The organism is Arthrobacter sp. zg-Y844 (genome assembly GCF_024385465.1).
In the GTDB taxonomy this organism is placed as follows: domain Bacteria; phylum Actinomycetota; class Actinomycetes; order Actinomycetales; family Micrococcaceae; genus Arthrobacter_B.
Genome location: NZ_JANFLS010000005.1, coordinates 213,048 through 239,577, shown reverse-complemented (window position 1 = coordinate 239,577; position 26,530 = coordinate 213,048). Strand labels below are relative to the sequence as shown.

Here is a 26,530-nt window from a genome sequence, read left to right as displayed (position 1 = left end):
CGGGTTCAAGAAGGTCAAGATCCAGCCTCCGTCATAGGCATCTCGGCGACGCACAGGACCGCAGTGTTGCCGTCCTGGTCGGCAATCACAGTGAGCGACGGCGAACTAGTGTCATCCACGACGGTTCCCCCTGCGGCGACGGCGGCGTTGATTCGTTGCCCGGCCACCTCGGGCGCCACGTAGACCTCGACGTGGAACCGCTGGCTCCCGTGTTCGTTGGCGTCGCCGAACCACAGGTTCGGTATCCGCCCCGTGGAGTCCCGGATCTCGTCGCTGGGTGACCCGTGGCCCTGGGCGTCTGCGTTGCCTGTCAGCAGGGCTGCCCACACCGGGGCGATGGTCGCGGAGTCTGCGGTGTCGAGGCCGAGTTCGAGGACGCTGACGGAGGCCGGGTCGGCGTCGATCTGGTGCTCCGCGGCGATCCCGGTGATCAGCCTCGCGAGGTCGACATCCTGCTGGGTGACCCATTCGACGACGGCTTCGGTGCCTTCGCCGTCGCGGTAGATGGCGTCAGAGCTGACCAATTTGAGGTCGACGTACCCGTTGCCGATCGACACGCTCGGGTAGTGTCCGAGCGCATCGCCGGCCTCACCTACTGCGGTTACGAACCGTGCGCCAGTGCCGAAGTCATTGATCAGGTAGCGGGCGTGCAGTCCCTGGGCCAACTTGCGCCAGTCGGTCAGTTTGGCCTTGGCGATCGCCTGACCCGACAGCATGTCTCTGTCCCGTGATTTGATGCGTGATTCAGCTGCAGCGTTCGAGCTCGTCATTTCTGAGTGCCTCCTGTGCGTGTGCGAACAGTAAATCCGACGTCGAATGCATCTACAAGGAAAATCAGCCTTCGGTGTATTGGCGACGGTCGCCGTTGACCTCTTACTGCGAAGGGGCGAGCACGACGACGGAGGTCGGGGAACACGACGAAAGAAGGTCGAGGAGGCGTTCAGGGGCGCGGGCTCTTGGCGGCAAGGACCGGGCCTGCCTAGAACGGTGGTGCCGGTTCCTGCCGGGGTTCCTTCTCCTCATGGTCTGCTTGCAGGTCCGGCGCCGGCGGGCCCAGTTCCAAGAAGGGCTCCGTGCGGTAGATGCGGCCAGTAGGCGAAGTCCACTCGATGACTCCAGGTGTGGGTTGGCAGGCTTTCCAGAAACCCAGGGTCTTGAACCGGTGGTGCCGCCGGCAGAGGTGTTCCAGGTTCCTGTGGTCGGTGGGGCCACCCTTGGCCCAGTCGGTGGTGTGGTCGATGTCCGAATTTGCGGTGCTGACCCGGCACCCGGGGAACCTGCAGGTCCCGTCCCGGGCACGCAGCCATCTGGCCAATCCTGCCGGGACTTTCCGGCGTCGTCCGACACCAAGGATCTCGCCGGTTCGAGGGTCCTGGACGAGTCCGGTCCAGCGCGTGGCGTTACGTGCGAGCCGGCGGGCGGCTTCAGCGCTGATGGGTCCGTAGCCGTGCAGTTCGGCGGGCTGCTCGTCGGCTCCGAAGAGGGTCTCTGCGTTGATCAGGACCATGATCTCTGCCCTCGGCAGGACGCCGAGGGGATCTGGACCGCTGTCGGAGAGATCGCCGCCGCCGCCCGCGCCGCTGCTGCCCGCGCTGCTGCTGCCCGCGCTGCTGCTGCCCGCGCTGCTGCTGCCCGCGCTGCTGCTGCCCGCGCTGCTGCTGCCCGCGCTGCTGCTGCCCGCGCTGCTGCTGCCCGCGCTGCTGCCGCCCGCCCCTGAAGCCGTGGGCCTTCCCTGCTTCCCGCTGAAGCCTCCCAGCAGCAGCTGCGCCAGAATGTCCGCACGTAACTGGTCTCGGGTCCGGGGATCCCCTGCTGATTGTTCACCCCGGGCAGCAGTACTCAGGGCGGTGTAGATTTGCTGCGCTTCCGCTGCGGCCAAGTGCGCCGACAGCCAGGACATTCCGTCCTCATCCCGGTCCAGGGTGACCTTGCGCTGCTCGAACGCGCTCCGGTGCCGTTCAGGAACGGTCTCCGGATACTTTGCCTCGCGCAGCCTGCGGGCCTTGCAGGAGAACTGTGCCCTCGTGCGGCCCTCGGCCGCGGCAATCAGGTCCGCTTCGAACTCCGCCAGCCCGGCGGCGGGAGCACCTTCGCACTGCTCAAGCACCACCTGCGCGTGCGGGTAGCTGAGCCGTCCGTCTTCCAAGGCCTTCAGCGTGGCGGTATGGCTGCCGGTCAGGCGGTTGGCCTCGAACATCATCCGCTGGGCGGTTACCTGCGGAACGTGAAGGATGGCCGCGCATTCGGAGGATGCAAGGCTAAAGGCCATGCCGGGTTCCACCTGCCCCGACGCGGCGGCATAACTGTCCAGGAAGATGGTGTGCATTCGGGTGAGCAGCCGAGCCTGCTGCGCCTGCGCCCACGCGATCAGGTGTGCCACCTGGACCAGGGTTTCGCCGGTGGCTTCTTCGTCGAAGGATTCCGGGTTCTGCAGCGCCAAGGTTCCAGTGAAACCATCCGCAAATTCGCTGCTGCCCGCCTCGCGAGGAGGTTCATGGGTAACTGGTTCCGGAGTAGGCACCGGAACCGACGCCCGGTACACGGCGAGCGACGCCTGCCGACCGCCATTGCCTTGCTCTTCAGTTTTCGGTCCGGTGCTCTGCCCGGTATCCCCGACCTGATCCATGCTTAAGGATTCCATCCGGCACTGACATTTCCGGGCCCCAAAAGTGCCAAAACCCGGTGGTCGGCGCCTCCTCTGATACCTGTCTTTTTACGACCACTACTTGCTCTCAGACGACCCCGGGTGCGCCGCCCTACCGCCCGTCCGCCAGCCGCGCAATACGCTCGCGGGCAGAGCGCTCGCTGGGACCCTGCCGGCCCAAACCAAACCGGATAACACCCAAAACAAGTTTCACGGGAAACGTCATCGGCACCGGAACCGGACCGATATGCGGCGCCCGCAGCCCCAACAACTCCCGATGCTTCGGCTCCAGGCTGGCCACAGCCCCAGCAAACAGCACCCGATAACCGGGCAACTGATTCTTCGGCAACGGAGGACGGCGCAGGAACCGCAGCGCCTCCTGCACATACGCGCTATTGCGCAGCTGGGTATCGTAGCCGGCCATCTGCTTGCGCAGCTCCGCCTCGGATCGCGGCGGATCCGGAATCCCCATCAGCTCACCGGCCACCGCCCACTCCGCCACGTAGGCATCAGCCCCACCCGGAATCGGGCCGCCGTAACGCTGGTGCGAGGAGAGGAACGCATCGGTGAAGGCCAGGTGGACCCAGCGGGCAATCTCGGGATCGTTGGCCGAATACGGCTGCTCCACGTCGTCGGCGCCCACATAAGTGCCGTGCACACGTTCGTGCAGCCGCAGCACCCAGTCCGAGCCCGCCTTGGCGGCGGCCGTGTCCCCGTAGGTCACGGTGAAGATCCAGCGGATGGTCCCGGCAAGCCGGCCCAGCGGATCCTCCTTATAGTCGGAGAAATCGTGCACCCCGGCCATCGCCCCGGGATGCAGCGCCTGCAGCAGCAGGGCCCGCACCCCGGCGATGATCGTCGTCATGGAACCGTGCACCGCCCAGACCGCGGAGTCCGGACCGAAGTGGCCGACGTCGTCGCCCTTCGCCAGCTCGAGCTCCCACTGCGGAATCTCGGCGGCGTTGTTGCTGAACGTGCCGATCAGCTGTCGGCGCCAGGAATCGATGAACCGGGGAAGGGAAAGAGCACTCATCTTCCCCAGTCTCGTCCGGACGCCGACGTCGTGCCAGAGGGGCACGACGCCGGAACTCGCCTAGCGCAGCCGGGAACCTAGCGCAGCAGGATATCCACCGACCGGGAGTTGCCCATGGCCCGTTCCATCACGCCGGAACGGTTGGTGACGTCGTCGCGCAGGATTTCCGTGACCGACCCCAGGAAGCGGGACAGGTCCACCTTGTCCTCCGGAGCGGCGAGCAGCAGCTGGAAGCCGAACTCATGCAGCGCGTTGATGGACGCCTCGGCAAAGGACAGCGACGACTTCACGAACGCCTCGTCCATCATCACGGTGCCGTAGGTGCTGAAGCCCTGGGACACAATGCCCAGCTGGTAGGCCAGCGCGGACGCCATGATGAACGCGGTGAACCGCTGGCCCTCGCCGCCAGACATCAGCGACGCCTGCAGGTTGGTGAAGGTGTGCCCGCTGGCGAGGCGGTGGGTGCAGGTGATGGTCACGTGCGAGCGGACATCGAGCACCTCGGCCCGCCAGCGCTTCTCCTCGGGATCCTTCAGTCGGTCCACCAGGCCCTCGAGCGCAGCGTACCGGGCGTCCATGTCCGCCTTATCCTGCCGCGAGCCCATCATCGGCAGCGCGTTCTTCAGTTCCGTGCGGAACTTGTGCGCGGCGTCCGGAACGGTAGTGGCGACCTCGATCTCCAGGTGGCTGCCGGCGGAGTATTCCACCCGGCGCAGCACGGAGTTCAGGGGCAGCAGGCGCGAGGAGATGCTGCGGCGTTCCTCATCGAGGAGCTGCAGCAGGTCGCTGAAACGCTCGTAGGTGCGGTTGTTGAAGTATTCGCGGAATTCGGCCTCGCGCTGCGGCAGGCCCTCGGAAATGATGTCCTCGAACCGGTCCTCGTACGCGCCGGCGGACTCCACAGAGGTGCCGAAGTCCGACCCCCACTTGTCGCTGAACGTCTCGAACGTGCGTTCCAGCTTCGCGCGGGTTTCCAGCAGGGTCTTCTCCAGCCGGGCCTGCTCGGTGATCAGGGACCGTTCCACCTCGCCGGCGGCCTCCTTCAGGCGGGCCGGGTCGGTCAGTTCCCCGAACGGTTCGAACAGCTCGGCCAGCGCAGAACGCAGGCCCTCGGACAGGGCCTCGGGTGCCTTCGCCGAGAGCGCGGTGCGGCGCTCGACGGCGGCGGCCAGATCGGCGTCGAGCCTCGCGGCGTCGCCCTTGAGCACGCCGACCTTCTCGGTGGCTGCGGTGAGGTCCAGCTCGGCGGTGTCGAGTTCGAAGCGGATCTGCTCCAGGTCGGCGTTGGCGTCCCGGGCAGATTCCAGCCGGTCATTGGCGACGGCGACGGCGGCCCGTGCGGCGTCGGCCGACAGGTCCTCCCAGGTGCGGTCATCGGCGGCGATGGCACGCACGGCGGCGAGCCGGCGGACCAGCTCGTCCTGCTCCTGGGCGTGCTGCCGGGAGAGGTTGTCCGCTTCCTCGAAGACGCCGCGCAGGGCCAGCAGCTCGTTGCCGAGCGCCGCGACGGTGTCCTTGTTGTCAAAGCCCAGGACGTTGTCCGAGGCCTTGGTGTGCCGGTCATCCTTTTCCGTGGTGCTGCGGTTGCGCTTAACCGCACCGCCCAGGCTCACACCCTTGGCGACGTCGGCCAGCCCGGCCGGGTCCTCGACGCAGACGAAGTCGTAGTGCGCGGTGATCTTCCGGCGCACCCAGTCGCCCATGGCGGAGTCGTGGGTGAGCAGCTTGGTGATCAGGTCATCCGGGCCCGGCTCGGTGGGGCCGTCCACGGGAACCGAGACGTCGATGCAGCGGACGTACCCGTGCATGTCGTTCTCGCTGAGGTAGCGGGTCACGGCGGCCATGTGCTCGCCCGGCACCAGCAGGGCGGTGGCGAGGGAGCGCAGGGTGCGCTCGGCGGCCGGACGCCACTGGACGTGCTCGTTGGGCAGGTCGATCAGTTCACCGGCGAACGGCATATCCGCTTCGTCGATGCCGGTGGCGGCGCAGATCCGGGTCCGCTGGTCCAGGGAGTCCTGCCGGATGTTGGAGGTGCGGCGGCGGAAGGAGCCGATCTCGTTTTCCAGCTTCGCGATCTGCCCCTTGAGGGACCACGCCTCGCCGTGCGCGTTGCTGCTGCGCTCGCGGGCGGCGTCGAGTTCGGTGCCGAGCGACTTCACCAGCTCCGCGGCACGGCTGCGGGCGGTGACCAGACCGGCGGGGGAGAAGTCGACGTCGATCCCCGCGGCGGCAAGCTCGTCCTTCGCGGCGTTCTCCACGGTTTCCCGGGATCGCAGCTGCGCGGCAGCGGCGGCGAGTTCCCGTTCCAGGGTGGCAATGGCTCCGCCGCCCTCCTCGGTGTACCGGGTGCTGAGCGCATCGCGCTGGTCCTTCAGCGTGGCCCGGCGGGTTTCGGCGGCGGAGAGTTCGGAGCGGGCTGCCGTTGCGGCCTGCTCGAGTTTCTCGGCGGTGCGCTGCGCGCCTTCGAGGGCGAGACGCTGCCGGTAGGCGGGCAGGCCTTCCTTGGCCAGGGCGCGGTTGTGGGCCAGGGCATCCGCGGCTTCGCGGTAGCGGGTGTGCAGTTCGGGGACGGACTGCAGGTGGTCGCGCTGCTGCCGGGCGCGTTCGAGCTGGCGGCGGATGCTGCGCAGGTGGCTGAAGTCCTCCACGGCCTCTTCGGCGGCGGTCAGGGTGCGCGGGGTGTCCAGCACGTTGTTGCGGAAAAAGTCATTGACGGTGCCGCCCAAGCCCTTGCCGGTCTGCAGGATGCGCAGCAGGTTGAAGGCCTTCTCGTCCTCCACACCCAGGGCATGCCGGTACCGTTCAGCGAACATCTTGTGCGAATCGAACACAGCGGCACCGGGCAGCAGGGTTTCCAGGCTTCCCTTGGTGAAGCGGCCTCGCATGCCGGCCTGCAGGGCCTTGAGGTCCAGCGGGCGGTTGTGCACCAGGTAGTAGCGGCCCAGGTTGTGCTCGGTGCCGGTGGCGGGGAGGTCCATGACTACAGAGAGGCTGGTGATCTGGCCCAGACCGTTGTCGAAGGTCAGGCAGACGGCGGACCATGTGGCGCCGGGGCGCTGGTAGGCGGTGCCCGCGCCGTCGTCGGCTCCCTGCGTGCCCAGGCGTCCGCGCATGTAGGAGAACGCGTTGCGCTTTTCCTCGGCGTTGGTGCCCGAGTTGTTCTGGGCGGCCTCATTCATCCGGGGACGGGCATCCATGACCTGGAGCATGGCGTCGAAAATGGTGGATTTGCCGACGCCGGAGTCGCCGGTGAGCAGCGTGCCGGCGCGGTCCACCTGGATGGTGTGCGCGCCGTCGAAGGTTCCCCAGTTGACGATCTGCACGGAGGCAAGTCGGTTCTGGCCGGGGTTGATCAGGTCTCCCATGGGGAGGGTGGTTTCGATGCTCATGCCGGCTCCTCGCCGTCGTTCTCTTCGTCAGCGGGGGTGCCGGCGTCGGGGATGCCGTCCAGCTCCAGGGCGGGGACGGCGTCGTCGTCCCCGCCGAGGGTCTGCATAAAGGTGATGATGTCGCCGATCTGGCTGTACGGCAGGGCCAGCGGCAGGGCGTTGGAAATGACCCAGACGTTGTCCAGCTCGGTGGGGAGCAGCAGGCGGCGGTCCTGCACGAGCTTGCGGATGGCGGCGTCGGCCAGGTCCTCCACGGACTTGGCGTCGCGCTGGCCCGGATCCACGTAGCCCTCGAGCACCTCGATGATGTCCTGCCGGGCGATGGTGGCCTCGTTCCCGGTGCCGGTGTGGCGGTCCAGGATCAGCCGCATGCGCAGCAGCAGCAGGGTTTCCTCGCGGGTCATTTCGCGCTGGCGCTGCAGGGCGGAGGTGTGCGGCTCGGCCATTTCCACCGGGCGCAGCAGGGCGACCTTGCGGTCCTCGTCAATGACCAGGGTGAGGAACAGTTCGCTCAGCCGCACGCGCAGCTGCTCCTGGTTGTCCACCACGGTCTCGTACACGTTGTCGCTCGAGTTCGCGTCGAGGTAGGGGCCACGCAGCAGCCGGATCAGGGCCTGGCGCAGCTTCAGCGGCAGGGTGCCGGTGTCGCCGGGGAACAGTTCCGGGCCGTCGACGAGGAGGTCGCGCGGGGCGGGCTCGGCGTCGTACTGGTCCTGGTGCTCTTCTTCCAGCTCCGGTTCGAAGTCCTCCGGCGCTGCGGTCAGGTCTGCGGTGGTTTCGCTCATTTTTCGGGGGCTTTCGCGACGGCGACGGCGGGCAGCAGCGCGGTGCGCTCGCTGCCGTCGATCTGGGTAAAGGTGACGGATTCAAGGGGTTTGCTTGCATCAAAACCGGCAGCGCCGCCGGCGAGCAGGGCACGGATGCTGTTCAGGTGCCGGTGTTCGGGCGGCAGCTGCTCGAAGACCTGGGCCACGGTGGCGCTGGCGCGGGTCGCCGTCGCCCGGGAGACGGCGTCGGCCAGCACCCGCCGGTCCGCGCGCGGAGTGCGGACCGAGCGGTGGATGTCCGCCTCGGTGAACTGCGGCGGTTCGGGCAGGGTGCGCGGGGCGGCGTGGTCTTCGGGGTTGTAGACCCGGACCATGCTCAGCGATTCGAAGCTCGAGCCGTGCAGCTGCGGCGCGGGTACGACGGCGGCCCGGCGGCGTCCGCGGGGAGCCTTGTGGATCGCGGTTTCGGCAGCGCGGATGAGCTGGCGCAGCTGCACGGATTCGCGGTACTCGTCGCTCTGCACGTAGGTGTGCATGGATTCGGAGAGCCGGCCGTAGATGCGGTGGATTTCGGTGGCCTGGTCCCGCATGTCGCTGATCAGCCGGTAGAGGCTTTGCCGGTCTTCGGGGCTCATGTCATCGGCGAAGTCCCGTTCCAGTACCTCCGCGATGGCGGCGCGGAAGCGGGCCTGCTGGTCGGCGTCGTTCAGGAACGCGGTGAAGCCCTCGTAGGTGCGGCCTTCGGCGGTGCTGCGCAGCTTTTTGTCCGCTTCGAGGATTTCGCCCATGGTCAGGCCCTTGGCGGCGTTGGATTCCACCATTTCCTGGCGCAGGTCATGGAGCATCTTTTCCAGGCCGTCGCGCATCCGTTTGAAGTCGGCCGGCAGGGCGGCCGCGAGGTCGAGGATGTCGCGGGCGGCTTCGACGGCGGTGTCGTCCGGCAGCGGCGGGGGAGCCTCGCCGGATTCCAGGGCGCGGATCATTTCCTCGCGGCGGGCGACCTCTTCTTTAAGGACGGCGATGCGGGCGGCCGGATCCGGGTTGGATTCCTGCGCGAGGTTCTCCACCCGGTCCAGCAGGGTGGCGAGGCGGGAGGAGTTCAGGGACGTTTTGTCACTGGTGTAGCCGTCCAGGTAAGAGAGGAAGCGGGCGGAGGATTCGGTGAGTTCGTAGACGAACTTTCCGTCCGCGCGGGGGCGGGCCAGGAAGCGTCGCGCCACCCAGTCGTCGGCGTAGTTCCGTCCGGTCCAGTCTTCGCGCAGCTGCACGCCGTCCATGCGAAGCCGGTTCAGGAAGGAGTCCGTCATGGCGTGGAAATCGTCCAGCGGAACCCGGGGCCGGGTGCGGGTGAAGGCCTCACGGAAGAGCGCCGGGACCCAGGCGTTGGCGTTGGTCAGTTTCCAGCCGGGGGAGGCCTGGAGCCGCTGCAGTTCGGCCCAGCGGGCAACGGCGTTCTCGATGAAGGACATTCTGCGCTTTCCGCCCGTGCGGTGGGGAAAAACGGGCCTCCTCGATTTTAGCCGGGCGGGAGGGTTGGGCGGGTCAGGGACCGTGCTGGTCTTGGTCAAGCTGGAAAGGGCCAGGCTAGTATGTGCCTACCTGTTGTCGTATGCGCTTTCCCCGGAGCAATTTGACGCAATGGAAGCAGATGACACGCAGCCGGTCGCTTGGTGGCCTTGGATAGCTACTGCTGGTGATGTTCGGGGTCGACTTTAGACGACCTCGAGGAGCAACGCGAAGCAGGCTGCCCTAGGGTGCAGCACTAGAGCGGTCATTGTCTCTTTTTCACGAAGGTCACCGCTTCGAGCCATTAAATCTGTTGAGCTCGAGGGTTCCTGGAAGATTCCTAGCCGCCTGTATTCTGTGGTGTGTGCTCACGAGGTGATCTACATCATGTACACACGACCCACCAGATGAGGGCGAGACCAGTGAGGAGCATTGGAGCAGTATGGGGGAAGCCGCCCGGATAGGTGGCGATTGCGCGCTGTGCCTCAACGGGAAGCGTCGTGCCACTGTCGCGGAATGCCGCGGTGTGGCATGCTGTTACCACATAGGTAATGGTGTTGCGTCGTGATAGTCAGTTCCACCGACAGCAAACTCGCGAAACAGGCATCGGATGCAAAAGAGGCCCAGAAGCAACTCGGCCGAGACCTGGCCAAGGGGCTGCATAACAGGGTCAAGCAGATAGAAGCGGCGGAATCTATAGCGGATCTCCTGATTGGACTTGGTAAGTGGGAAGGGCTCGTTGGGGACCGGAAAGGAACCTACTCTTGCAGACTCACCGCGAATTGGCGCCTGATTGTTGAATTTAGCGAGGATGAAAAAGAAGCTGACTTGATCGAGATCGAGGATTACCACAAGAAGTGAAGGGAGGACCATCATGAGCAACGCGACCCAGATAGTTACTGATTACGCTGTGCCCACTGGAGAATACATACGGGAATGGCTGGAAGAGAATGAACTCAGTCAGGCTGATTTGGCACGCGCGATGGGAGTCTCAGCGAAGCATGTCAGCAAGCTGCTAAGCGGTGCTAGCCTGAGCCCGGATGTTGCTCTGAAGCTGGAGATGGTCACGCGGATTCCAGCCCGGATTTGGCTGCAACAGGAAGCCACATATAGAGCAGATGTTGCCCGTCTTGGACTTGAAGAATCCTTGATTGAAGAAAAAGAGCTAGCCGCGGAGTTCCCAATAGCCGAACTGCGGAAGATGGGCATCATATCTTCCACTATGCGGCGGCCTGGAATGGTTTTAATGGAGCTGATGGCGTTTTTTGGTGTCGGAAGTTTGGACGGGCTTCGAACGCGGTCACAGCCTGTCCCTGCTTTCCGTCAGGATCAAGCTCATCCTGTGAAGCCTGGATCGGTACAAGCATGGCTCCGCATCATAGAGTTGGAGCTTAAGGCGTTGGACCCTTTGCAGGAGCACTACGACGAAGAGAAGTTTCTAGCGCTGCTTCCACAGATTAGGGCTCTTTCAGTATCCCCGCCGGAACACTTCGGGGCGAAACTCGTTGAAATGTTGGCGGATGCCGGCGTGAGGCTCTTGTATGTGAAGGAAATCCCGGGTATCCGTGCACATGGGTGCACGCAGTGGTATGAAGGACGCCCGGTCATCACTCTGACTCTTCGCGGCAAAGATGACGGAAAATTCTGGTTTACGGTCTTCCACGAGTTTGCTCATGTGCTACTTCACCGGGGCAATGAAGTGATGATTCAGGCTGATGGTGAGCCAGCGACTGAAGCTGAAAGCGAAGCTGACGAATTTGCGCGCAATGCTCTAATTCCGCCAACTGCCTTGCCTGCACTTCGAGCACTCAAGTCGAAATCAGAAATTCGCCGCTTCGCCTCTAGAATTGGCACCTGCCCTGGTGTCGTCGTGGGTCGCCTACATCACGAGAAGTTATGGCCACACAGTCATGGTGCAGATCTGTATCTTCGCATGTCGATTGTCGATGACTGATTATGAGAGCGTGGCTGACACGCTTTTCTAGATTCGGATGGAACATTGGCAGTGACGAGGGTATAGCCGGTGCCTTGCAGCCCACCAGCAGCACAACGGAGCTTCAAGGGCTTCTACTCTGGAGCGATGTTAATCGGTTCCCCGCTCCGGCATAAGCTCTAATATCGAGAGCATGAGTCTTATCTATACTTCCGACAAGTTATCCGAGATTTCAATCGCTATCTCTGAAAGCGCTAGAGACGCTGGGCTACTCGTCCTTCCTGGCGTAGAGATTGTCAGGTCTCCAGATGTAGAGCTGGACGGCGAAGAGGTCGATATCTTGGCGGCCTTACACGTAGCCGCTCTGGTAAATGCGCCGTTTATATGCGTGGATGCTGCTACTTTCGAGGCTGATGAACTTCGTGAAATACCGGAGTACTCTGACCTTCCGGTCGAAGCAGAGCGCATTGTCGAATCTGCTGAGACACGAAACGGCTTATTGATGTCCGTGGCCGTGAGCTGGGTATCCGATGGTCTTAGTTACCGATGGATGGCGCAGGCGGATTGGATAGGTCCGCTCTTATCGAACATTGAAGCTGCTGTGCAGGATTCTGAGTTAGAAGCCGACGCTGAGTACGAAAACTCCAGGATTGAGTACCGCGAAACGTTTCAGGCAGCGGTAGCAGCCCTCGTAGAGTCACGAAGATTCCGGGGGGAGCAATTGAGTAGGCGCAAACTTGTTGCACCTTCTGTGTTGTCCGAGGCAGGGGTGCGCGACGCACCAGAGGGGTTTCTGAACCGCCAAGTCCTACCTGAAGCTAACCGGATTGTTGCCATGAAAGCGTACGAGTACGAACAAGCTTTCCGAACTAGGGTATTGCAAATGGGGAGCGAACTAAGAGGGCACCCAGACTGGCAGCGCGTATTTACCAAGGCTCGGCGGACCGATATAGCGCTTAAGTTCTTGATGGAGAAGGCCGAAGGTTATCGACTTCCGAAACTATTGGCGGAAGAAGTAAGCGAGGCTGCAGCTAAACCAGTGAATACTGCTCATGTCCAGGCGCGCCCCGAATAATAAGCTTCGGAGACTCTGCACGGTCTGTCGTGGCGCGGATGAGACGGAAACGTCCTCTTGAAGGAACGTTCCAATGATTCAGGAATGTCCATGAATTCAGCGAGGAACGATAGACACAGTCAGGGCCGACCGCATCGAGTGCAGACGCCCGGCTGGGAAACAGTTTCTGGGTGCAGACTATGAGCACGGGCTGCCGTTGGGGAAATCGGACCGCCAGTGACTGGCCGATATTGATCCAGCACGGGGTTTCTCCCTCTGGATCCCGTGCCACGCGAGCAGGACAGAGATGGCGAAAACTGCTATTCAAGGTAGGGCTGTTAATCAAGCGGCTGCGCTGGCCGTTGTCAGGCGGCTAGTGAGCGTCAACTCGGCGTTGCCAAGTCGAGGGCCTGCAGCAGGACTCGGAGAAGGAGCAGGCATGCCCCTTTCGCTGAGACCAACCCCTATTCATCGGTGCACAACCGATTTCCATACCTAGGATCAGAATTGTTAACCGGGTCGTTAGATGCATAGCCACAGTGGGGCGTCATTGTCCAAAAGCACCAGATGAGTGCGCGGGAACGTTGACCCATGCACACTCCCACCACACCTCTGGCACAGCCCGATCCCGCCGCCTAGACTGGCGGGGCCGTCTGAGTACGCCGAACGGAGGAGCAGCATGCCCACGATCGCCGAGACCGTTGTCCACAACCTCGCCGCCAACGGGATCCAGCGCATCTGGGGAGTTCCCGGCGACTCCCTGAACGCGGTGACCGAGGCCATCCGCCGGGAGAAGGGCATCGAGTGGATGCTCACCCGGCATGAGGAGGAGGCCGCGTTCGCCGCCGCCGGGGAGGCCGCGCTGACGGGCGAGCTCGCGGTGTGCGCGGGCAGTTGCGGCCCCGGCAACATGCACCTCATCAACGGGCTCTACGACGCGCACCGAAGCCGGGTTCCCGTGCTCGCGATCGCATCGCACATCCCGAGCGACGAGATCGGCAGCCAGTACTTCCAGGAGACCCGGGCCACCGAGCTTTTCCGTGACTGCACGGTCTTCTGCGAGATGGTCCTGAGCCCCGAGCAGATGCCGCGGCTGCTGGAGATCGCCATGCGGACGGCCATCGAAAAAAGGGGCGTCGCCGTACTCGTGATGGCGGGCGACACCGCGCTTGAAGACGCCGCGGACGAGCGCGTCTTCACGGTCCGCCGCACCGACCCGGTCATCGTGCCCTCCCCGGCGGAGCTGCAGGAGGCAGCCGCCACGCTGAACTCCTGCGGGAACGTGACGATCCTCGCGGGCGCCGGCGTGGAGGGGGCGCGCGAGGAGGTCCTCGCCCTCGCCGACGCACTGGGAGCACCGATCGTGCATGCCCTCCGCGGCAAGGAGATCATCGAACACGACAACCCGTTCGACGTCGGCATGACCGGGCTCCTGGGCTTCGCGTCGGGATACCGGGCGATGGAGGACTGCGACGCGCTGCTGATGCTCGGCACCGACTTCCCGTACCAGCAGTTCTACCCGAAGAAGGCAAAGATCCTGCAGGTCGACATCCGGGGCGAGCAGCTCGGCCGCCGCGTGCCGCTCACCCAGGGCATGGTCGGCGGGGTGCGGGAGACGGCGTCGGCGCTGCTACCGCTGCTCGAGCGCAAGACGAACCGCACCCACCTCGAGAAGTCGCTTGACCACTACCGCCGCACCCGCGCGCAGCTCGACGACCTCGAGAAGCAGGGCCCGGGCACCATCCATCCGCAACACCTCGCCCACCTGATCGACCAGCTCGCCGCCGACAACGCGGTCTTCCTGCCCGACGTCGGCACTCCGGTCATCTGGGCGTCCCGGCACCTGCACATCGGCGCGCGACGGCGGCTGATCGGCTCCTTCTGGCACGGCACCATGGCGGCGGCCACCCCGCTGGGCCTCGGCGCCCAGGCTGTGGACCGGAACCGGCAGATCGTGGTCCTCGCCGGCGACGGCGGCCTCGCGATGATGCTCGGTGAACTGCTGACGGCGGTGCAGCATCGGCTGCCGATCAAGATCGTGGTGTTCGACAACGCGGCGCTCAGCTTCGTCGAGGTGGAGATGAAGGCGGCGGGCATCGTCAACTTCGGCACCGGACTCGAGAACCCGGACTTCGGCGCTGTCGCGCAGGCGGTGGGGATGCACGGCGAGAGCGTGAAGCGCCCGGAAGACCTCGAGGGTGCCCTGCGCCGGGCGTTCGCGTACGACGGCCCCGCGCTCGTTTCCGTCGCGGTGGAGCGGCAGGAACTTTCCATGCCGCCGAAGATCGACGCGAAGCAGGCCACCGGCTTTGCGGTCTACGCGATGCGCACGGTGCTCGCCGGGAACGGCCGCGAGCTCATCGACCTCGCCAAGGCCAACGCGCGCCAGCTGCTCTGAGGTCCCCACGGAGTTAGATTGCTGAGGGGCCTTCATTGGACGGAGACCACAGCAAGTGGGGATAGGTTGGGGCAGGTGTGCTCGCTGTGGAAGGTGGGCCCATGGTCCACGCCGTGCCGGCGCCCGCCGGCCATGGACAAGACATAGTCGCCCTCGTGGCCGGGATTGTTGATGAGGACGTGCAGCGCCGGGGTGTCTTTATTGCTGCGGAGACAAAGCGCCAGTTTTCTTCTGGCCCTGCAGGACCGCTTTCTGGCCGCTTTCCGGCACGTCCACCCCAACGCCATTCTTTCCGTAGACGAGTAGCACGCAATAAGTTGTGTCTGTGGCGCATTTGCGGCTGTCCAGGGGATGCATGCGCACATACCTGTCCGTTCCTCGTGAGGAGCCACTGGATGAGGTTAATAGGCTCTGGCCCACGAACAAGCAACGAATGGGCGAGTATGTTCCTGAACTCGCTGAACGCCAGCCGCGATCAGTGCCAGCCAGCCACTATGATGGCTCTTATTTCTACCGTCAAAAGGATCTCCGCGTGGACGCAACTCTCTGGAAGCAAATTGTTGATAAGGCTATTCGTAACACGACATCTCGTGATCTTTTGTGGTCAAAGAGCAACATGGGACCGATTGGAACCCGAAGTTTCAGAGCATCAATCGATGACAACACAACGCTCAATATTTGGGGCTACGAAAAGAACTATTCATACGAGCTACACCTGACCAGGTCAACCGCGGGCGAACCCTTCGAAGAACGTAAAAGGGTCACAGCAAAGAGCACTGCGGAGGAAATCGACTTCAGAGGCCTATTCCAAGCCGCTCAGGCTCAGTCTATGTCTATTGTACGTGAGCGCGCTTTTGATGCAGTAATAGATTTTCTTGACAACCCCACGGTGTTGAATCCCGAGACTGAAGAAGTAGTCTTTCCGGAAAATTATCTGGAACGGTCCGAACATTTAAACGTTATGGATTTCGGCTGGTTCACCTATTCGGAAGATGAGAAGATCCTCGCTCGTGTAAGGGACCTGACTGCCGCTGGATCAATCGCTTGGACTTTTTCCGAGCCTGACGACGACGCCGAGGAGTTCTTTTCTGCGTTCGTTGGGGACTCCACCGAGGATGGATCTTGCTGCCTATATTTGTCATTCAAGGTTATTTCAAGTGAATCCAAAACCGCCCGCAAGGCTGCATATAACTTTGAGATGCAGCATGATCCAAATTTCATAGTCAACGTGGATATAAAACCTACCAACAAGCAGGCTCACCGAGCATGGATACTTGCTAGCGATATACACTCAATCGTTTCACGACAAGTCCGCAACGATGAGGAGGAATTCAACAAGATCGTGAGAGATAACATTGTGCACGAGATTTTGGCGTCTTTGGATGACTCTCATAAGTAGTTGTAGGTACACCCGCGTAGCCGCTACTTACAGCTGCGGCTACGTTAGCGCAGCGCATAGTGGCTGTTGGGCAACCTCGGGAGTAACTCGGCCTGCCGCCCGAATATTCCGGTGGGAATCGCATCGTGGAAGAGCTGGATCCAGCATGAGGCATGGGCTTACCTAATGAACCGGGGCCTCAACGTGAGATGACTTTGAATCCTTAAAACAGCGGCCAGGGCACCGCGGGCATGTCGCCGCTCGGCTCCGGGAACCGCGTCGTCGAGTGCAACCGGACGCAGCGCGCGGCAAACGCAGCAATCTCCTCGGCAGTGAGCAGCTTCGCCAGCTGCGAGCCCAACTCACCCTCGAGCCCCAAGAGCACCCGGTCAATGCCCGCCAGTTCCTCGGCATTCAACTCGTCGCCGATCCAGCCCCACAGCACGGTCCGCAGCTTGTGCTCGCTGTGGAAGGTGAGCCCGTGGTCCACCCCGTACCGGTGCCCGCCGGCCATGGCGAGGATGTGGTCGCCCTTACGGTCTGCATTGTTCACCAGGACATCGAACACGGCCATCCGCCGCAGCGCCGGAGTGTCCTCATGAATGAGGGAAACGATCCGCCCGTTTTCATCCTGCCCCTGAAGGACCTCTTTCCATCCGGTCTCCGGAACGTCCTCTTCCGGCACCAGATCAACCGCGGTCTGCTCCGGGTCGGTATCCTGCCAGAGCTGGACCATGCCCTCGCCGAACCGACCGTCCCGCAGCCAGGTGCGCGGCACGATATTCCAGCCCAGCACCTCCGACACCAGATACGCGGCCACCTCCCGGTGCGCCAGGCACCCGTCGGGGAAATCCCACAGCGGCTTCTCGCCGGCTATCGGTTTGTAGACGACGGCGGCGTCGCCGATGCTGCCCAGGAAGGTGGCGTTGGACGCCGTCGTCAACCGTCCGGTGAGCGTCAGCTCGGCGGTCACCAGGTCAGGCGCGGGCATCAGGCCTCGGGGAAGGTGCAGGTGTGCCCGTCGGCGTCGATCGGCTGGCCGCAGATCACGCAGATCGGACGCCCGGCGCCCACCACTTCCCGCGTTCGCTTCGCGAAGGCCCGGGCCGTGCCGACCGGCATCCGTACCCGCAGCACCTCTTCGGCGTCGTCCGTCTCGTCGTCGTCATCCTCGAGGAAGCCGTCGTCGTCCTCATCCACCTCTTCAAGGGGGTAGGCCTCGATGACGACCTGCGCCGTCGTCGGGTCCCAGCCGAGGCTCATGACGCCGGCGCGGAACTGTTCCTGGACCTCGTCGAGATCGTCATTGTCCACGAGCTCCAGGGGAGTGCTCGCGGGAACGTGGAAGGGGTTGCCGTCGACGGTCATGAGCTGGTCGAGGATCTCGTCGATCTTCTCGGCGAGCTGGGCCGACTGCAGCTTCTCCAGGGCGATACTGACAATCTGCTTCCCGGTGCGGACCTGCAGGTAGAACGTGCGCTTGCCCGGAACGCCGACAGTGCCGACGACGACGCGGTCCGGCCAGTCGAAATCGTGAACGGTTGTAGGCATAGAACTACTCTAGGCTCATCGGGCCGGCGGTGCCGCGTGACCTGCACCACCGCCCACCGGGGCGTCGTCCGACGTCGGCCGGGCCGCCAGCCAGGACAGGTCCCCGGCGTCGGTGTTGGTGGCGAGAACGGTGGGGCGCCCCGTGCCGTAGTGCACGATCGACACGGAGGCCGGACCCACATTGAGGCGCTGGAACATGTCCAGGTGCATGCCGAGCGCGTCGGCGAGGACCGACTTGATGATGTCCCCGTGGCTCACCGCCACCCACACGGCCCCCGGCCCGTGCTCGGCCTCGAAGGCTGCATCGTGGCGCCGGATGGCGGCCACCGAGCGGGCCTGCATCGCAGCCATCGACTCGCCGCCGGGAAAGGTGACGGCGGAGGGCTGCGACTGCACCGCCGCCCACAGCTTCTCCTTCGCGAGCTCCTCGAGCGTGCGGCCCTGCCAGGAGCCGTAATCACACTCGGTGAGGCCGTCGTCGACCGGCGTGTGCGGGGTGCCGGGCTGGCGGTCCAGGATGAACTGGGAGGTCTGCCGGCAGCGCTCAAGCGGGCTCGACACCACGCCGACGACGGGCACGACGGCGAGCCGGTCGCCGGTCGCTGCGGCCTGGTCGCGGCCCGCCTGGTCGAGTTCGACGCCGGGGGTCCGGCCGGCCAGCACACCTGTGGCGTTCGCTGTGGTGCGGCCGTGCCGCACGAGGATTACTGTTGCCATCTCCCCAGAGTAGTCACGTCGGCGACGTCCGGGCGCAAAGGTGAACGGCGTGGGGTTGTGCTCCCTAGGAGCACCGGGCCAGCTCAGTAAGGAACAATGGCCACAGTTCCAATCAGGAGGAAGAAGCTTTGAAAACGTTCTATGTTGCGTCGAGCTTCAGAAACATCGTCAACGTCCATTACGTCGCGCAAACCCTGGAAAGCAAGGGCTACGTCAACGCGTACGACTGGACCCAGAACGCGACAGCACGCGATGCGGGCACAGTCACCCTCGATGATCTGCGCTCTATCGGGCAGCAGGAGAGAGATGCAGTGATGCGGGCCGACGTCGTCGTTATCGTGCTTCCGGGCGGGAAGGGCACGCATGTTGAGCTTGGCATCGCCATCGCTCAAGGCAGACGAATAATCCTGCATGCGGCGGACGAGGACATCAATAACCCCGAGACCACCAGCACGTTCTACCACCTGCCCGAGGTGGAGAAGTGCCACGGAACTCTGGACGACCTCCTGAACATGATCGTCGGCCGGGAAGCGTCCGTTGCCTCGGCCTGACTCGTTTCTGTCGCCGTGAGGGACCCTTCTACGGACAGCGGACAGCGGACAGCAGACGTCGTGCTCGCTTCAGGCTACGAAGATGCAGAACGGATGACCGGCCGGATCGGCGTAAACGTACAACGGCTCGTTCGGGTCGTCCGTACGATCGAAGCGGAGCTCTGCCCCCAACGCCAACGCCCTGGAGTGGTGATGCTCGAGTGTCTCTCGGTCCGGAACTGTTAGGTCGAGGTGCATCTGCATCGGCACATCAGGCAGCGGCCATGTTGTTCTCTTCAAATGATCAACGTGCTGAAAAGCAAGCTTGCGGTCGCCATGTCCATCAGTGAGAACGAGCCAATCGACGTCGTCAGGCAGGCCCTCACCTACAGGCTCATCTCCTGGCCGGTACTGGAGTCCGAGCAGATGACGGTAGAACTCCGCCAGTCCTCGCACGTCAGTAGTGTCGAGAACCGTGTGAAGCACCTGAGGGAATACGCTCATGGGTCGAGACTAACGATCATCAAGGTTCCCTAGCCAGCCTTTCGCCACACCGCATCAAGCCGCCGGCATCGGTGTTGCCCGGTGGCGTGTTTCGGATCGTAGTCCCAGGTAGGTGCCGGTGATGATGAGTGCGGCGCCGCCGATGCCCAGAAGCGTGAGGGTTTCCCGGCCAATAGTGATTCCGATGAGAACGGCCCAGATGGGTTCGGTTCCCATCAGGAGGCTAACCCGGGATGCGGACGTTTGTTGAATGGCCCAGGTCTGGATGAGGAAAGCGAACACGCTGCACGCCAGCCCAAGGTAGAGCACCCCCATCCATTCGCCCGCATCGAAGCTGTGCACTGCTTGAAGCACACCTTGGTAATCGGCGCAGGTGTAGACGAGGGCGCAGACCACGCTTTGGGTCAGGGTCAAATTCAGCGCGCTGTAACCGCGGCCCCGGGTAAGGGCGGAGACCGCGGTGATGTGGATGGAACGTACGACCGCTGCGGCCAGCACGAGCATGTCCCCAAGAGTCGGTGCACCGAATCCGTCGCCGGAGACAAGAAGGCACACGCCCACGACAGAGATGACGCCCGCGATGAATACCGTACGCGGCACCCGTACCCGGAAGGCAACGCTTTCGGTGAGAGGGGTGAAAACAACGACGAGACTGATGATCAGCCCTGCGTTCGTGGCGCTGGTGCCGGCGATCCCGTGGGTTTCGAGGATGAGCACCGCGGCCTGGGTGAGACCCAGGACGACGCCGACTATGAGTTCGCGGCGCACGGCCCGGCGGCGGCTCCAGATCAGCCAGATCAGTGCCAGCGCCAGCGCGGTGATGAGAAAACGCAGCGAGAGGATGACGGTGACGCCGACCGTGTCGGTGAGGGTTTTGGCTGCAAGGTAGCTGCTGCCCCACGCGATAGCGACCAGGAGCAGGAACAGGTCCACCCTGCGCGCAGCGACACGTGAGGATTGCGGGCGACGTCGCGCATCGCGTATGCGAGGGGCGGGAGTGAGGTACGGGGAGGGCACCCGACAAGTCTTATGGCAGTGTACCCGTAAGACGAGAGGGCATTTGGTGAACTAATGGTTTAGATTTCCCTTATGGATCTCCACCAGTTGCGGTTGCTTAGGGAGTTGGGCGAGCGGGGAAGCCTTGCCGCCGTCGCCCGCGCGCTCCATGTCTCTGCGTCAGCTGTGTCGCAGCAACTCTCGGCGTTGCAGCGTCGAGTCGAGGTTCCTCTGACGGAACGACGGGGACGGAATCTTGTCCTGACCGGTGCCGGTCAGGCCTTGGCCCGAGCTGCTGTCGATATCAGCGTTGCGATGCGCTCCGCCGAGCAGGCCGTCAGCCACTATCTCCAAGACCCCTGCGCGACGGTGAGCCTCTGCGCGTTCAACAGCGCGGGCCTGACCTACTTCGGCCCCCTGCTCCAGGCCCTATCCGGTGAGGGCGGCCCGCGGCTGATCTGCTCCGACCGGGATGTGGGGCAGGATGAGTTCCCATCCCTGACCGCGGATTACGACCTAGTCATTGCGCACCGCCTCGAGCACAGCACGCCGTGGCCCGAATCAATCACCGTCCTGCCGCTGGTGCGCGAGCCCCTGGACGTCGCCATGTCAGACCGGCACCGGCTCGCCAACGCGCCAAGCGTCAGCATCGCCGACCTGATCGATGAAGAATGGGTGTCTGTTCAGGACGGATTTCCGCTCATGCCTGCTCTGCAGGCGATTGCCGTTCACGCCGGCCAACCCCTCAACGTCACGCACCGGATCAACGAGTTCTTCATCGCGGCCGCGATCGTATCCGCCGGACCCGCCATCGCACTGATGCCCCGCCACACCGCTTCCCCGCCGTCTGGCAGCGGAATTGTTCTTAAGCCAATCCGCGATCTGCCGCTGGCCAGGCGCGTTGACGTCCTCTGCCGTCCAGAAGCCCTCCACCGGACCGCAGTCCAACAGGTTGTCACCGCTCTTCGACGGAATACGTCTTCTGCGCAACCCCCGAGGCCAGCCGCTGACGTCCGCTGAGGGATGGGTCAGCGGGACGCTCGGAGTAAGTGGTTGATGCAGTACCCGAGCGTAACGAGGCTGACGATTCCTAAGAGGACACTTCCTGGCCAGCCAACCGCTGGCTCCAAGGAGCAAGTGGAAACCGCTCCGGATTCGGATATGTAGTCGACACATTGCCCGGATTGAAGCCCGAAGTTCAGGGTATTCAACAGGACGATCAGCCCACAGATCAAGGCCCAGGACTTCTTGGATCGCGGCGCCTCGTCGTCTCTCATGAGCGAAGCTTATGGCGCTGGGTGAATGACGATAGGCCTGCGAGCCGGAAAATAATGCTCGACTACCTGCCTCAACGCTTTTGGTGCACTGGATTTCGCCAAAGTAGTTGCGCAGGGACGACAAACAGAATCCAATAGCCCCATGACGAAGGATCCCGGCACGACCACATCAAACGCACAGCCCGGGCTGAAGCGGGCAATCGGTGTGCCGCTGCTGTTCGCATTTATCGTGGGCGACACCCTCGGGGCCGGCATCTACACCCTCGTGGGTACCATGGCCGCCGACGTCGGCGGCGCGATCTGGATACCCCTGCTGATCGCACTGGTCGTCGCGCTACTTACTGCCGCGACCTACGCGGAACTGATCACCAAGTACCCGCACGCTGGAGGAGCCGCGCGCTACGCAGACCGGGCTTTTGGTATCCCCTACGTGTCATTCATCGTCGGCTTCCTGATGATGGCCTCAGGAATCACCACAGCCGCTGCCCTCGCGAACGCCTTCGCGGGCGATTACCTCACCGCGCTCATCGACGTGCCAGCTGCCCCCGCGGCGATCGTATTTATTATCTTGCTGACGCTGATCAACCTTCGCGGCGTCAAGGAGTCCCTCGCCGCGAACCTCGTAGCTTCTGTCATCGAGGTAACCGGCCTCGTCATCGTCATCGTCGTCGCCGCCATCGTCCTCGCCTCCGGCAACGGGGACCCCTCCCGGCTCCTCGAGTTCGCGCCGGACGTACCGCCCTTCCAAGGTGCCTTCGCCGCATCGATCGTCGCGTTTTTCTCTTTCCTGGGCTTCGAGGCCGCAGCAAACATGGCCGAGGAAGTACGTAACCCATCCAAGGCCTACCCCCGCGCACTTTTCGGTGCCATCTGCACCGCTGGAGTGGTCTACCTCCTCATCGCTCTCGGTGCGGTCATTGTCATGCCCCCGGCCGAACTGGCCGACTCCACCGGTCCTCTGCTCGACGTCGTCGCCGCCAGCGGCGTAGGAATCCCGCCCGGACTATTCAGCATCATCGCCCTGATCGCCATTGCCAACGGAGCACTGCTGTTCATGGTCATGGCCAGTCGTGTCGGCTACGGATTGGCAGAAGCAGAACTGCTCCCTCACGCCTTCGCCCGCGTGCTGCCAGGCCGTCGCACTCCCTGGGTCTCCATTATTGTGGTTGCCGGATTGACGATCGTCCTTACCCTCCTCGGGAATGTCGCCACATTGGCCGAAACCACCGTGCTGCTCCTACTCCTGGTGTTCCTTTCTGCCAACGTCAGCGTCCTCGTCCTCAAAAAGGACAAAGTGGACCACGACCACTTCTCAGCCCCCCGAATTCTGCCGATCCTCGCGATCATTGCGAGCATCGCACTCCTCACACAACAAACCGGGATCGTCTGGCTCGGCGCCGCCGCCTACGCAGTGGTCGGATCCTTGTTGTTCCTCGCTGCCAGGGCCGGACGCAAACGCCAGGAACGCGTGAACGCTAGTAGCTAACGAGGCGGGCCACCGTTGGGCGGGGTACCGCCGCCGGGAACGTCGTCCCCGGGTGGTCCGCCGACGGGACCGTTGCCGCCGCCCATGCCGGAGGCCGCTTCCTGCACCACACTGTTGGCATAGTCGTTTGTAGGGTCGCGGTAAATGGTGTGGACGTGTCCCCAGCCGGAGGTGGACACTCCGTCGACATCCGCGCCTGCCGAGCCCTGCTGCGCCTGGAAGGCGACATAAACGTTCGGCCCCGAGATGGAGAACGAGATACCGTCCCCAGTGCTCATGTCGTACGTGGTCTCCCCGGACCACGCGATGACGGTGTCATCGAGGGTGGCCTCGATCTTCGCCCGGGAATCGGCAGTGGTCTGCTCGTCAGCCATGCCGGACCAGTTCGCGATGAGATCGAGGAGCAACTGCTTCTGAGCGTCGGTCAGATCGGCGCCGGTGAAGCCGGCTCCGGCGTCGAAATCACAGGTATCGCCAGGGGCACACATGCTGACGTCGCCCGACGTGAGCGCAGCCTGCTGTTCCCCCGTCAAGCTGTCAAAGAATGCGAACGCGTCGGTGTAGATGCCGTCGAACGGCTGCACTTCGTTGCCGTCGGCGTCGGTGTAAACGGCAGGCTGCACACCGAGGTGGGTGGGAGCGAACGTGATCGCGTCACTCGCGCCGTCGAGGGTCGCGTTGATACCGAGGTGGTGGCCGCCGAACTGCACTTCGAAGGCGCCGGTGTCAGACGGCTCGCCGAAGAAGGCGATGTAGTACTGGCCGAGGGACTGCTCGGTGCTGCTGCTGTTCTGCTGCAGGTACTCGTCGCCACCCATAATGCCGGACACCGTGTCGTACGCTTCGTCGCTAAGCAGCGCCTGCAGCACCGCCAATGCTGCGGTCTCCTGCTCATCGCTCAGGTCGGCCAGATTCAGGCCGGCACGCTGGACGAACGTCACGGGAAAGTTTGACCAGGAGGTTGTCTTCGTCGCGTCGCCGTAGTCATACAGGACTGTCTCGCGTTGCTCATCGCTCAGCGTCGCCAGGAATGCCTCAGCGGCAGCTGCCGTCGAGGAAATCGTCTCTTCGGTTGTCGTCGGCGACGTCGTTTCCGTGCCTGTTTCCGCGGCCGTGCTGCTGCTCGAATCACTCGCAGCCGAAGGGGACGCGGTGCCGGCGGTGGAAGCGACGTCGGCCGCGCAGCTGGTGAGGGCGAGGCCGCCTGCCAGGAGGAGTGAGACGACCCGCAGGGCGCGCCGTCGTACCAACGACGCCGCGGGCAGGGTAACGGTGGTTCCGGAAGATCTCATAGTCAACACGGTAGAAAACGCCGCTTGCCGTTCGCTTCCTGGTTGCTGAGAGCCTCCTGAAAGCGGGTGTCGAGTATCCGGAGACGGATCGGCTTATGCACCAACACGGCTCAGCGTTCCGCCACGGAAATGAAACGAAAAAGACGTCTTGCATATACGATAAGCACACTTAGGATCGACCGGCCCCCAGCCGGAAATGCACACAGCACCAGATCTGCACCCCAGGCGAAGGCCGAGGAGCGAATCGGGTGCTGTTCGCTAATATGACATGGACTTTGTCCGCCGATATGAAAGTGAATTATGGACGACGCCGTTATGACGGGTACCAGTGTGGATGCGAGTGGAGAAGGCAAACGCCGGCCGGCTGGCCCGGCCCGCCAGCGGCACACCAGCGACTTCACGGCGTTGACCCGGCAGATCCAGGAAGCCGGCTATATGCGCCGGAACTACGGCTACTACTGGGCCAAGCTGATTGGGGTAACCCTGATTGGCCTGGTGCTGGCCCTGGCGTTCATCCTGCTGGGGGACACCTGGTGGCAGATGGTGACCGCGGTGGTGCTGGCGTTGCTGATGACGCAGATCGCGTTCCTGGGGCACGACGCCGCGCACCGGCAGATCTTCGTGTCGCCGAAGTGGAATGAGTGGGTCTCGCTGATCGTGGTTAATCTCTTCGCCGGCATGGGCCTTGGCTGGTGGAATGCAAAACACAGCAAGCATCATGCTGCACCGAACAAGGTCGGCACGGATCCGGACATCGCTCCCGGCGTCCTGGCCTTCACCCCCGAGGCAGCCGAAGCGCGCAAGAACCGCTTCACGCGCTGGCTTGCCACCAAACAGGGTTACTTTTTCTTCCCGCTGCTCCTGCTCGAGGGCGTCAACCTGCATGTGCAGGGCATCAAGCGGGTACTGGGAAAGGGCCGGATCAAGCGGCGGTGGGTGGAGCTCAGCTTCATCACTGTGCGCCTGGTCAGTTACGTGGCGCTGGTTTTCCTCGTGCTTTCACCGGGCAAGGGTGCAGCGTTCATCGGCGTCCAGCTCGCCGTTTTCGGGCTGTACATGGGTATTTCCTTCGCCCCGAACCACATCGGCATGCCGATTGCGCCCCGGGAAGCGGGCATCGATTTCCTGCGCCGCCAGGTATTGATGAGCCGTAACATCACCGGCGGCCGGTGGGTGGATACCTTTATGGGCGGACTGAACTTCCAGGTGGAGCACCACCTGTTTCCCTCCATGTCCCGCCCGAATCTGCGGAAAGTTGCCCCGCTGGTCCGCCAGTACTGTGATCAGCTGGGCGTGCGGTACACCGAAACCGGGTTTGGCCAATCCTTGAAGGACGTCACCGCCTATATCAACAGGGTGGGCCGCGGCGGGGTCGATACGTGGGCATGCCCGCTGGCCAGCACGCACCGCGTGTAACGGCGGATCGCGGGGTCAGCGGACGCCCTGCAAGACTGCTCTGGTGATGAAAAGCCAAAAACCGCGACGACCGGACGTGACGACGCTGGAGCTGATCGGGGGGCCGGAGAGACTCGAACTTCACCTCCACAGCTACGACGACCGGTGGCCGGCAATTTATCTCACTCACCGTCACCGCATTGAGGCTGCCCTCGGGACAGCGCACGCCGGGATCGAGCACATCGGTTCGACGGCGGTTCCGGGACTGGCAGCAAAGCCGATCATCGACATCGTGGTTGCGGTAGAGGACATCACCGCAGAAGAGGACTACCTCGATCCGCTAATCGCCGCCGGATACGAACTGCGGGTACGCGAACCGGGACATCGCCTCGTACGCACACCGGCCCGTGACGTGCACGTGCACCTGTACGGGAGGGACGATCCTGCCGTGGACGAATACCTCATCCTGCGTGACCACCTGCGGGCAAATGCGGACGACCGCGCCCTCTATGAGAGCACCAAGAGAGCGCTGCTCAGCAGGCAGTGGGAGGACATGAACGACTACGCCGACGCCAAGACCGACGTCATCCTGGCGATCAAGGCACGGGCAAGAGCCGCTCGCGGACGCTAACGGGGGAGTGTAGCCAGCCCCGTGGCGTCCGCGACGAACGGTGCCGCGG

22 protein-coding genes are annotated in these 26,530 nt (G+C 63.5%); 10 read left to right on the top strand and 12 right to left on the bottom strand.

The features are described from left to right. Positions 1-14 precede the first annotated feature (14 nt). From NNX35_RS15900 to NNX35_RS15875, 6 genes are all read right to left on the bottom strand, one after another. Positions 15-716, bottom strand: coding sequence for a VOC family protein (locus tag NNX35_RS15900; protein WP_255868316.1), 702 nt, complete (start codon positions 714-716; stop codon positions 15-17). A 263-nt stretch (positions 717-979) separates the two neighbouring features. Further along, entirely contained in the window at positions 980-2,440 is a 1,461-nt protein-coding gene (locus NNX35_RS15895) for an HNH endonuclease signature motif containing protein (RefSeq protein WP_255868315.1), read from the bottom strand. A 316-nt stretch (positions 2,441-2,756) separates the two neighbouring features. Then, positions 2,757-3,677: an oxygenase MpaB family protein gene (locus tag NNX35_RS15890; RefSeq protein ID WP_255868314.1), complete on the bottom strand. Its 921-nt coding sequence runs from the start codon at positions 3,675-3,677 to the stop codon at positions 2,757-2,759. A gap of 77 nt (positions 3,678-3,754) precedes the next feature. Then, positions 3,755-7,066 carry an ATP-binding protein gene (locus NNX35_RS15885; protein ID WP_255868313.1) on the bottom strand — a complete coding sequence of 1,104 codons (3,312 nt, stop codon included), beginning with the start codon at positions 7,064-7,066 and terminating at the stop codon, positions 3,755-3,757. Continuing rightward, complete coding sequence (locus NNX35_RS15880; RefSeq protein WP_255868312.1) at positions 7,063-7,851, bottom strand: DUF4194 domain-containing protein; 789 nt, start codon at positions 7,849-7,851, stop codon at positions 7,063-7,065. Before NNX35_RS15880 ends, NNX35_RS15885 begins: the two co-directional genes overlap by 4 nt. Then, positions 7,848-9,302 carry a DUF3375 domain-containing protein gene (locus tag NNX35_RS15875; RefSeq protein WP_255868311.1) on the bottom strand — a complete coding sequence of 485 codons (1,455 nt, stop codon included), beginning with the start codon at positions 9,300-9,302 and terminating at the stop codon, positions 7,848-7,850. The genes NNX35_RS15880 and NNX35_RS15875 overlap by 4 nt, the downstream gene beginning before the upstream one ends. Before the next feature lie 601 nt (positions 9,303-9,903). Between NNX35_RS15875 and NNX35_RS15870 the strand changes: the two genes are divergently transcribed. The 5 genes from NNX35_RS15870 to NNX35_RS15850 all read left to right on the top strand — a co-directional run bounded on the left by NNX35_RS15870 (position 9,904) and on the right by NNX35_RS15850 (position 16,123). Then, positions 9,904-10,200, top strand: a complete 297-nt coding sequence (locus NNX35_RS15870; RefSeq protein ID WP_255868310.1) for a type II toxin-antitoxin system RelE/ParE family toxin — start codon at positions 9,904-9,906, stop codon at positions 10,198-10,200. A gap of 13 nt (positions 10,201-10,213) precedes the next feature. Continuing rightward, positions 10,214-11,293 carry a helix-turn-helix domain-containing protein gene (locus tag NNX35_RS15865; RefSeq protein ID WP_255868309.1) on the top strand — a complete coding sequence of 360 codons (1,080 nt, stop codon included), beginning with the start codon at positions 10,214-10,216 and terminating at the stop codon, positions 11,291-11,293. Between the two features lie 172 nt (positions 11,294-11,465). Next, positions 11,466-12,347: a hypothetical protein gene (locus NNX35_RS15860; protein WP_255868308.1), complete on the top strand. Its 882-nt coding sequence runs from the start codon at positions 11,466-11,468 to the stop codon at positions 12,345-12,347. Positions 12,348-13,005: 658 nt separating this feature from the next. Further along, positions 13,006-14,724: a ubiquinone-dependent pyruvate dehydrogenase gene (gene poxB, locus NNX35_RS15855; protein WP_255868307.1), complete on the top strand. Its 1,719-nt coding sequence runs from the start codon at positions 13,006-13,008 to the stop codon at positions 14,722-14,724. Positions 14,725-15,256: 532 nt separating this feature from the next. Continuing rightward, positions 15,257-16,123, top strand: a complete 867-nt coding sequence (locus tag NNX35_RS15850; RefSeq protein ID WP_255868306.1) for a hypothetical protein — start codon at positions 15,257-15,259, stop codon at positions 16,121-16,123. Positions 16,124-16,325: 202 nt separating this feature from the next. On the opposite strand, the gene NNX35_RS15845 is transcribed toward NNX35_RS15850, so the two are convergent. Genes NNX35_RS15845 through NNX35_RS15835 form a run of 3 tightly spaced genes read right to left on the bottom strand, consistent with a single transcriptional unit; the run spans position 16,326 to position 18,370 of the window. Next, on the bottom strand, positions 16,326-17,093 hold the full coding sequence (locus tag NNX35_RS15845; RefSeq protein WP_255868305.1) for an SCO1664 family protein: 768 nt from the start codon (positions 17,091-17,093) through the stop codon (positions 16,326-16,328). After that, a complete protein-coding gene (locus tag NNX35_RS15840) occupies positions 17,093-17,653 on the bottom strand; it encodes a DUF3090 family protein (RefSeq protein WP_255868304.1) in 561 nt (186 codons plus the stop codon). The genes NNX35_RS15845 and NNX35_RS15840 overlap by 1 nt, the downstream gene beginning before the upstream one ends. A gap of 15 nt (positions 17,654-17,668) precedes the next feature. Continuing rightward, positions 17,669-18,370, bottom strand: coding sequence for a histidine phosphatase family protein (locus NNX35_RS15835; protein ID WP_255868303.1), 702 nt, complete (start codon positions 18,368-18,370; stop codon positions 17,669-17,671). 128 nt (positions 18,371-18,498) lie between these two features. On the opposite strand from NNX35_RS15835, the gene NNX35_RS15830 reads away from it, so the two are divergent. Then, positions 18,499-18,921, top strand: a complete 423-nt coding sequence (locus NNX35_RS15830; RefSeq protein ID WP_255868302.1) for a nucleoside 2-deoxyribosyltransferase — start codon at positions 18,499-18,501, stop codon at positions 18,919-18,921. Between the two features lie 69 nt (positions 18,922-18,990). On the opposite strand, the gene NNX35_RS15825 is transcribed toward NNX35_RS15830, so the two are convergent. Then, positions 18,991-19,404 (bottom strand): VOC family protein, encoded by a 414-nt coding sequence (locus NNX35_RS15825; protein WP_255868301.1) that lies wholly within the window; start codon positions 19,402-19,404, stop codon positions 18,991-18,993. Positions 19,405-19,458: 54 nt separating this feature from the next. Further along, positions 19,459-20,337 (bottom strand): DMT family transporter, encoded by an 879-nt coding sequence (locus NNX35_RS15820; RefSeq protein ID WP_255868300.1) that lies wholly within the window; start codon positions 20,335-20,337, stop codon positions 19,459-19,461. A 156-nt stretch (positions 20,338-20,493) separates the two neighbouring features. On the opposite strand from NNX35_RS15820, the gene NNX35_RS15815 reads away from it, so the two are divergent. Continuing rightward, positions 20,494-21,420, top strand: coding sequence for a LysR family transcriptional regulator (locus NNX35_RS15815; RefSeq protein ID WP_255868299.1), 927 nt, complete (start codon positions 20,494-20,496; stop codon positions 21,418-21,420). Between the two features lie 399 nt (positions 21,421-21,819). Next, entirely contained in the window at positions 21,820-23,163 is a 1,344-nt protein-coding gene (locus tag NNX35_RS15810; RefSeq protein ID WP_255868298.1) for an APC family permease, read from the top strand. Here NNX35_RS15810 and NNX35_RS15805 read toward each other — a convergent pair. Further along, positions 23,160-24,455: a DUF3500 domain-containing protein gene (locus NNX35_RS15805; RefSeq protein WP_255868297.1), complete on the bottom strand. Its 1,296-nt coding sequence runs from the start codon at positions 24,453-24,455 to the stop codon at positions 23,160-23,162. The genes NNX35_RS15810 and NNX35_RS15805 overlap by 4 nt on opposite strands. A gap of 315 nt (positions 24,456-24,770) precedes the next feature. Here NNX35_RS15805 and NNX35_RS15800 point away from each other — a divergent pair, with 315 nt between their 5' ends. Together NNX35_RS15800 and NNX35_RS15795 are read left to right on the top strand one after the other, a co-directional pair. Then, positions 24,771-25,871: an acyl-CoA desaturase gene (locus NNX35_RS15800; RefSeq protein WP_255868296.1), complete on the top strand. Its 1,101-nt coding sequence runs from the start codon at positions 24,771-24,773 to the stop codon at positions 25,869-25,871. Positions 25,872-25,917: 46 nt separating this feature from the next. Beyond that, positions 25,918-26,481 carry a GrpB family protein gene (locus NNX35_RS15795; protein ID WP_255767323.1) on the top strand — a complete coding sequence of 188 codons (564 nt, stop codon included), beginning with the start codon at positions 25,918-25,920 and terminating at the stop codon, positions 26,479-26,481. Positions 26,482-26,530 lie beyond the last annotated feature (49 nt).

Coding starts and splice junctions, on each gene's coding strand:
- NNX35_RS15860 (WP_255868308.1), top strand. CDS start 11,466: ATGAGTCTTATCTATACTTCCGACAAGTTATCCGAGATTTCAATCGCT.
- NNX35_RS15880 (WP_255868312.1), bottom strand. CDS start 7,851: ATGAGCGAAACCACCGCAGACCTGACCGCAGCGCCGGAGGACTTCGAA.
- NNX35_RS15840 (WP_255868304.1), bottom strand. CDS start 17,653: ATGCCTACAACCGTTCACGATTTCGACTGGCCGGACCGCGTCGTCGTC.
- NNX35_RS15805 (WP_255868297.1), bottom strand. CDS start 24,455: ATGAGATCTTCCGGAACCACCGTTACCCTGCCCGCGGCGTCGTTGGTA.
- NNX35_RS15875 (WP_255868311.1), bottom strand. CDS start 9,302: ATGTCCTTCATCGAGAACGCCGTTGCCCGCTGGGCCGAACTGCAGCGG.
- NNX35_RS15845 (WP_255868305.1), bottom strand. CDS start 17,093: ATGCCCGCGCCTGACCTGGTGACCGCCGAGCTGACGCTCACCGGACGG.
- NNX35_RS15810 (WP_255868298.1), top strand. CDS start 21,820: ATGACGAAGGATCCCGGCACGACCACATCAAACGCACAGCCCGGGCTG.
- NNX35_RS15900 (WP_255868316.1), bottom strand. CDS start 716: ATGCTGTCGGGTCAGGCGATCGCCAAGGCCAAACTGACCGACTGGCGC.
- NNX35_RS15885 (WP_255868313.1), bottom strand. CDS start 7,066: ATGAGCATCGAAACCACCCTCCCCATGGGAGACCTGATCAACCCCGGC.
- NNX35_RS15825 (WP_255868301.1), bottom strand. CDS start 19,404: ATGAGCGTATTCCCTCAGGTGCTTCACACGGTTCTCGACACTACTGAC.
- NNX35_RS15890 (WP_255868314.1), bottom strand. CDS start 3,677: ATGAGTGCTCTTTCCCTTCCCCGGTTCATCGATTCCTGGCGCCGACAG.
- NNX35_RS15815 (WP_255868299.1), top strand. CDS start 20,494: ATGGATCTCCACCAGTTGCGGTTGCTTAGGGAGTTGGGCGAGCGGGGA.
- poxB (WP_255868307.1), top strand. CDS start 13,006: ATGCCCACGATCGCCGAGACCGTTGTCCACAACCTCGCCGCCAACGGG.
- NNX35_RS15835 (WP_255868303.1), bottom strand. CDS start 18,370: ATGGCAACAGTAATCCTCGTGCGGCACGGCCGCACCACAGCGAACGCC.
- NNX35_RS15795 (WP_255767323.1), top strand. CDS start 25,918: ATGAAAAGCCAAAAACCGCGACGACCGGACGTGACGACGCTGGAGCTG.
- NNX35_RS15800 (WP_255868296.1), top strand. CDS start 24,771: ATGACGGGTACCAGTGTGGATGCGAGTGGAGAAGGCAAACGCCGGCCG.
- NNX35_RS15865 (WP_255868309.1), top strand. CDS start 10,214: ATGAGCAACGCGACCCAGATAGTTACTGATTACGCTGTGCCCACTGGA.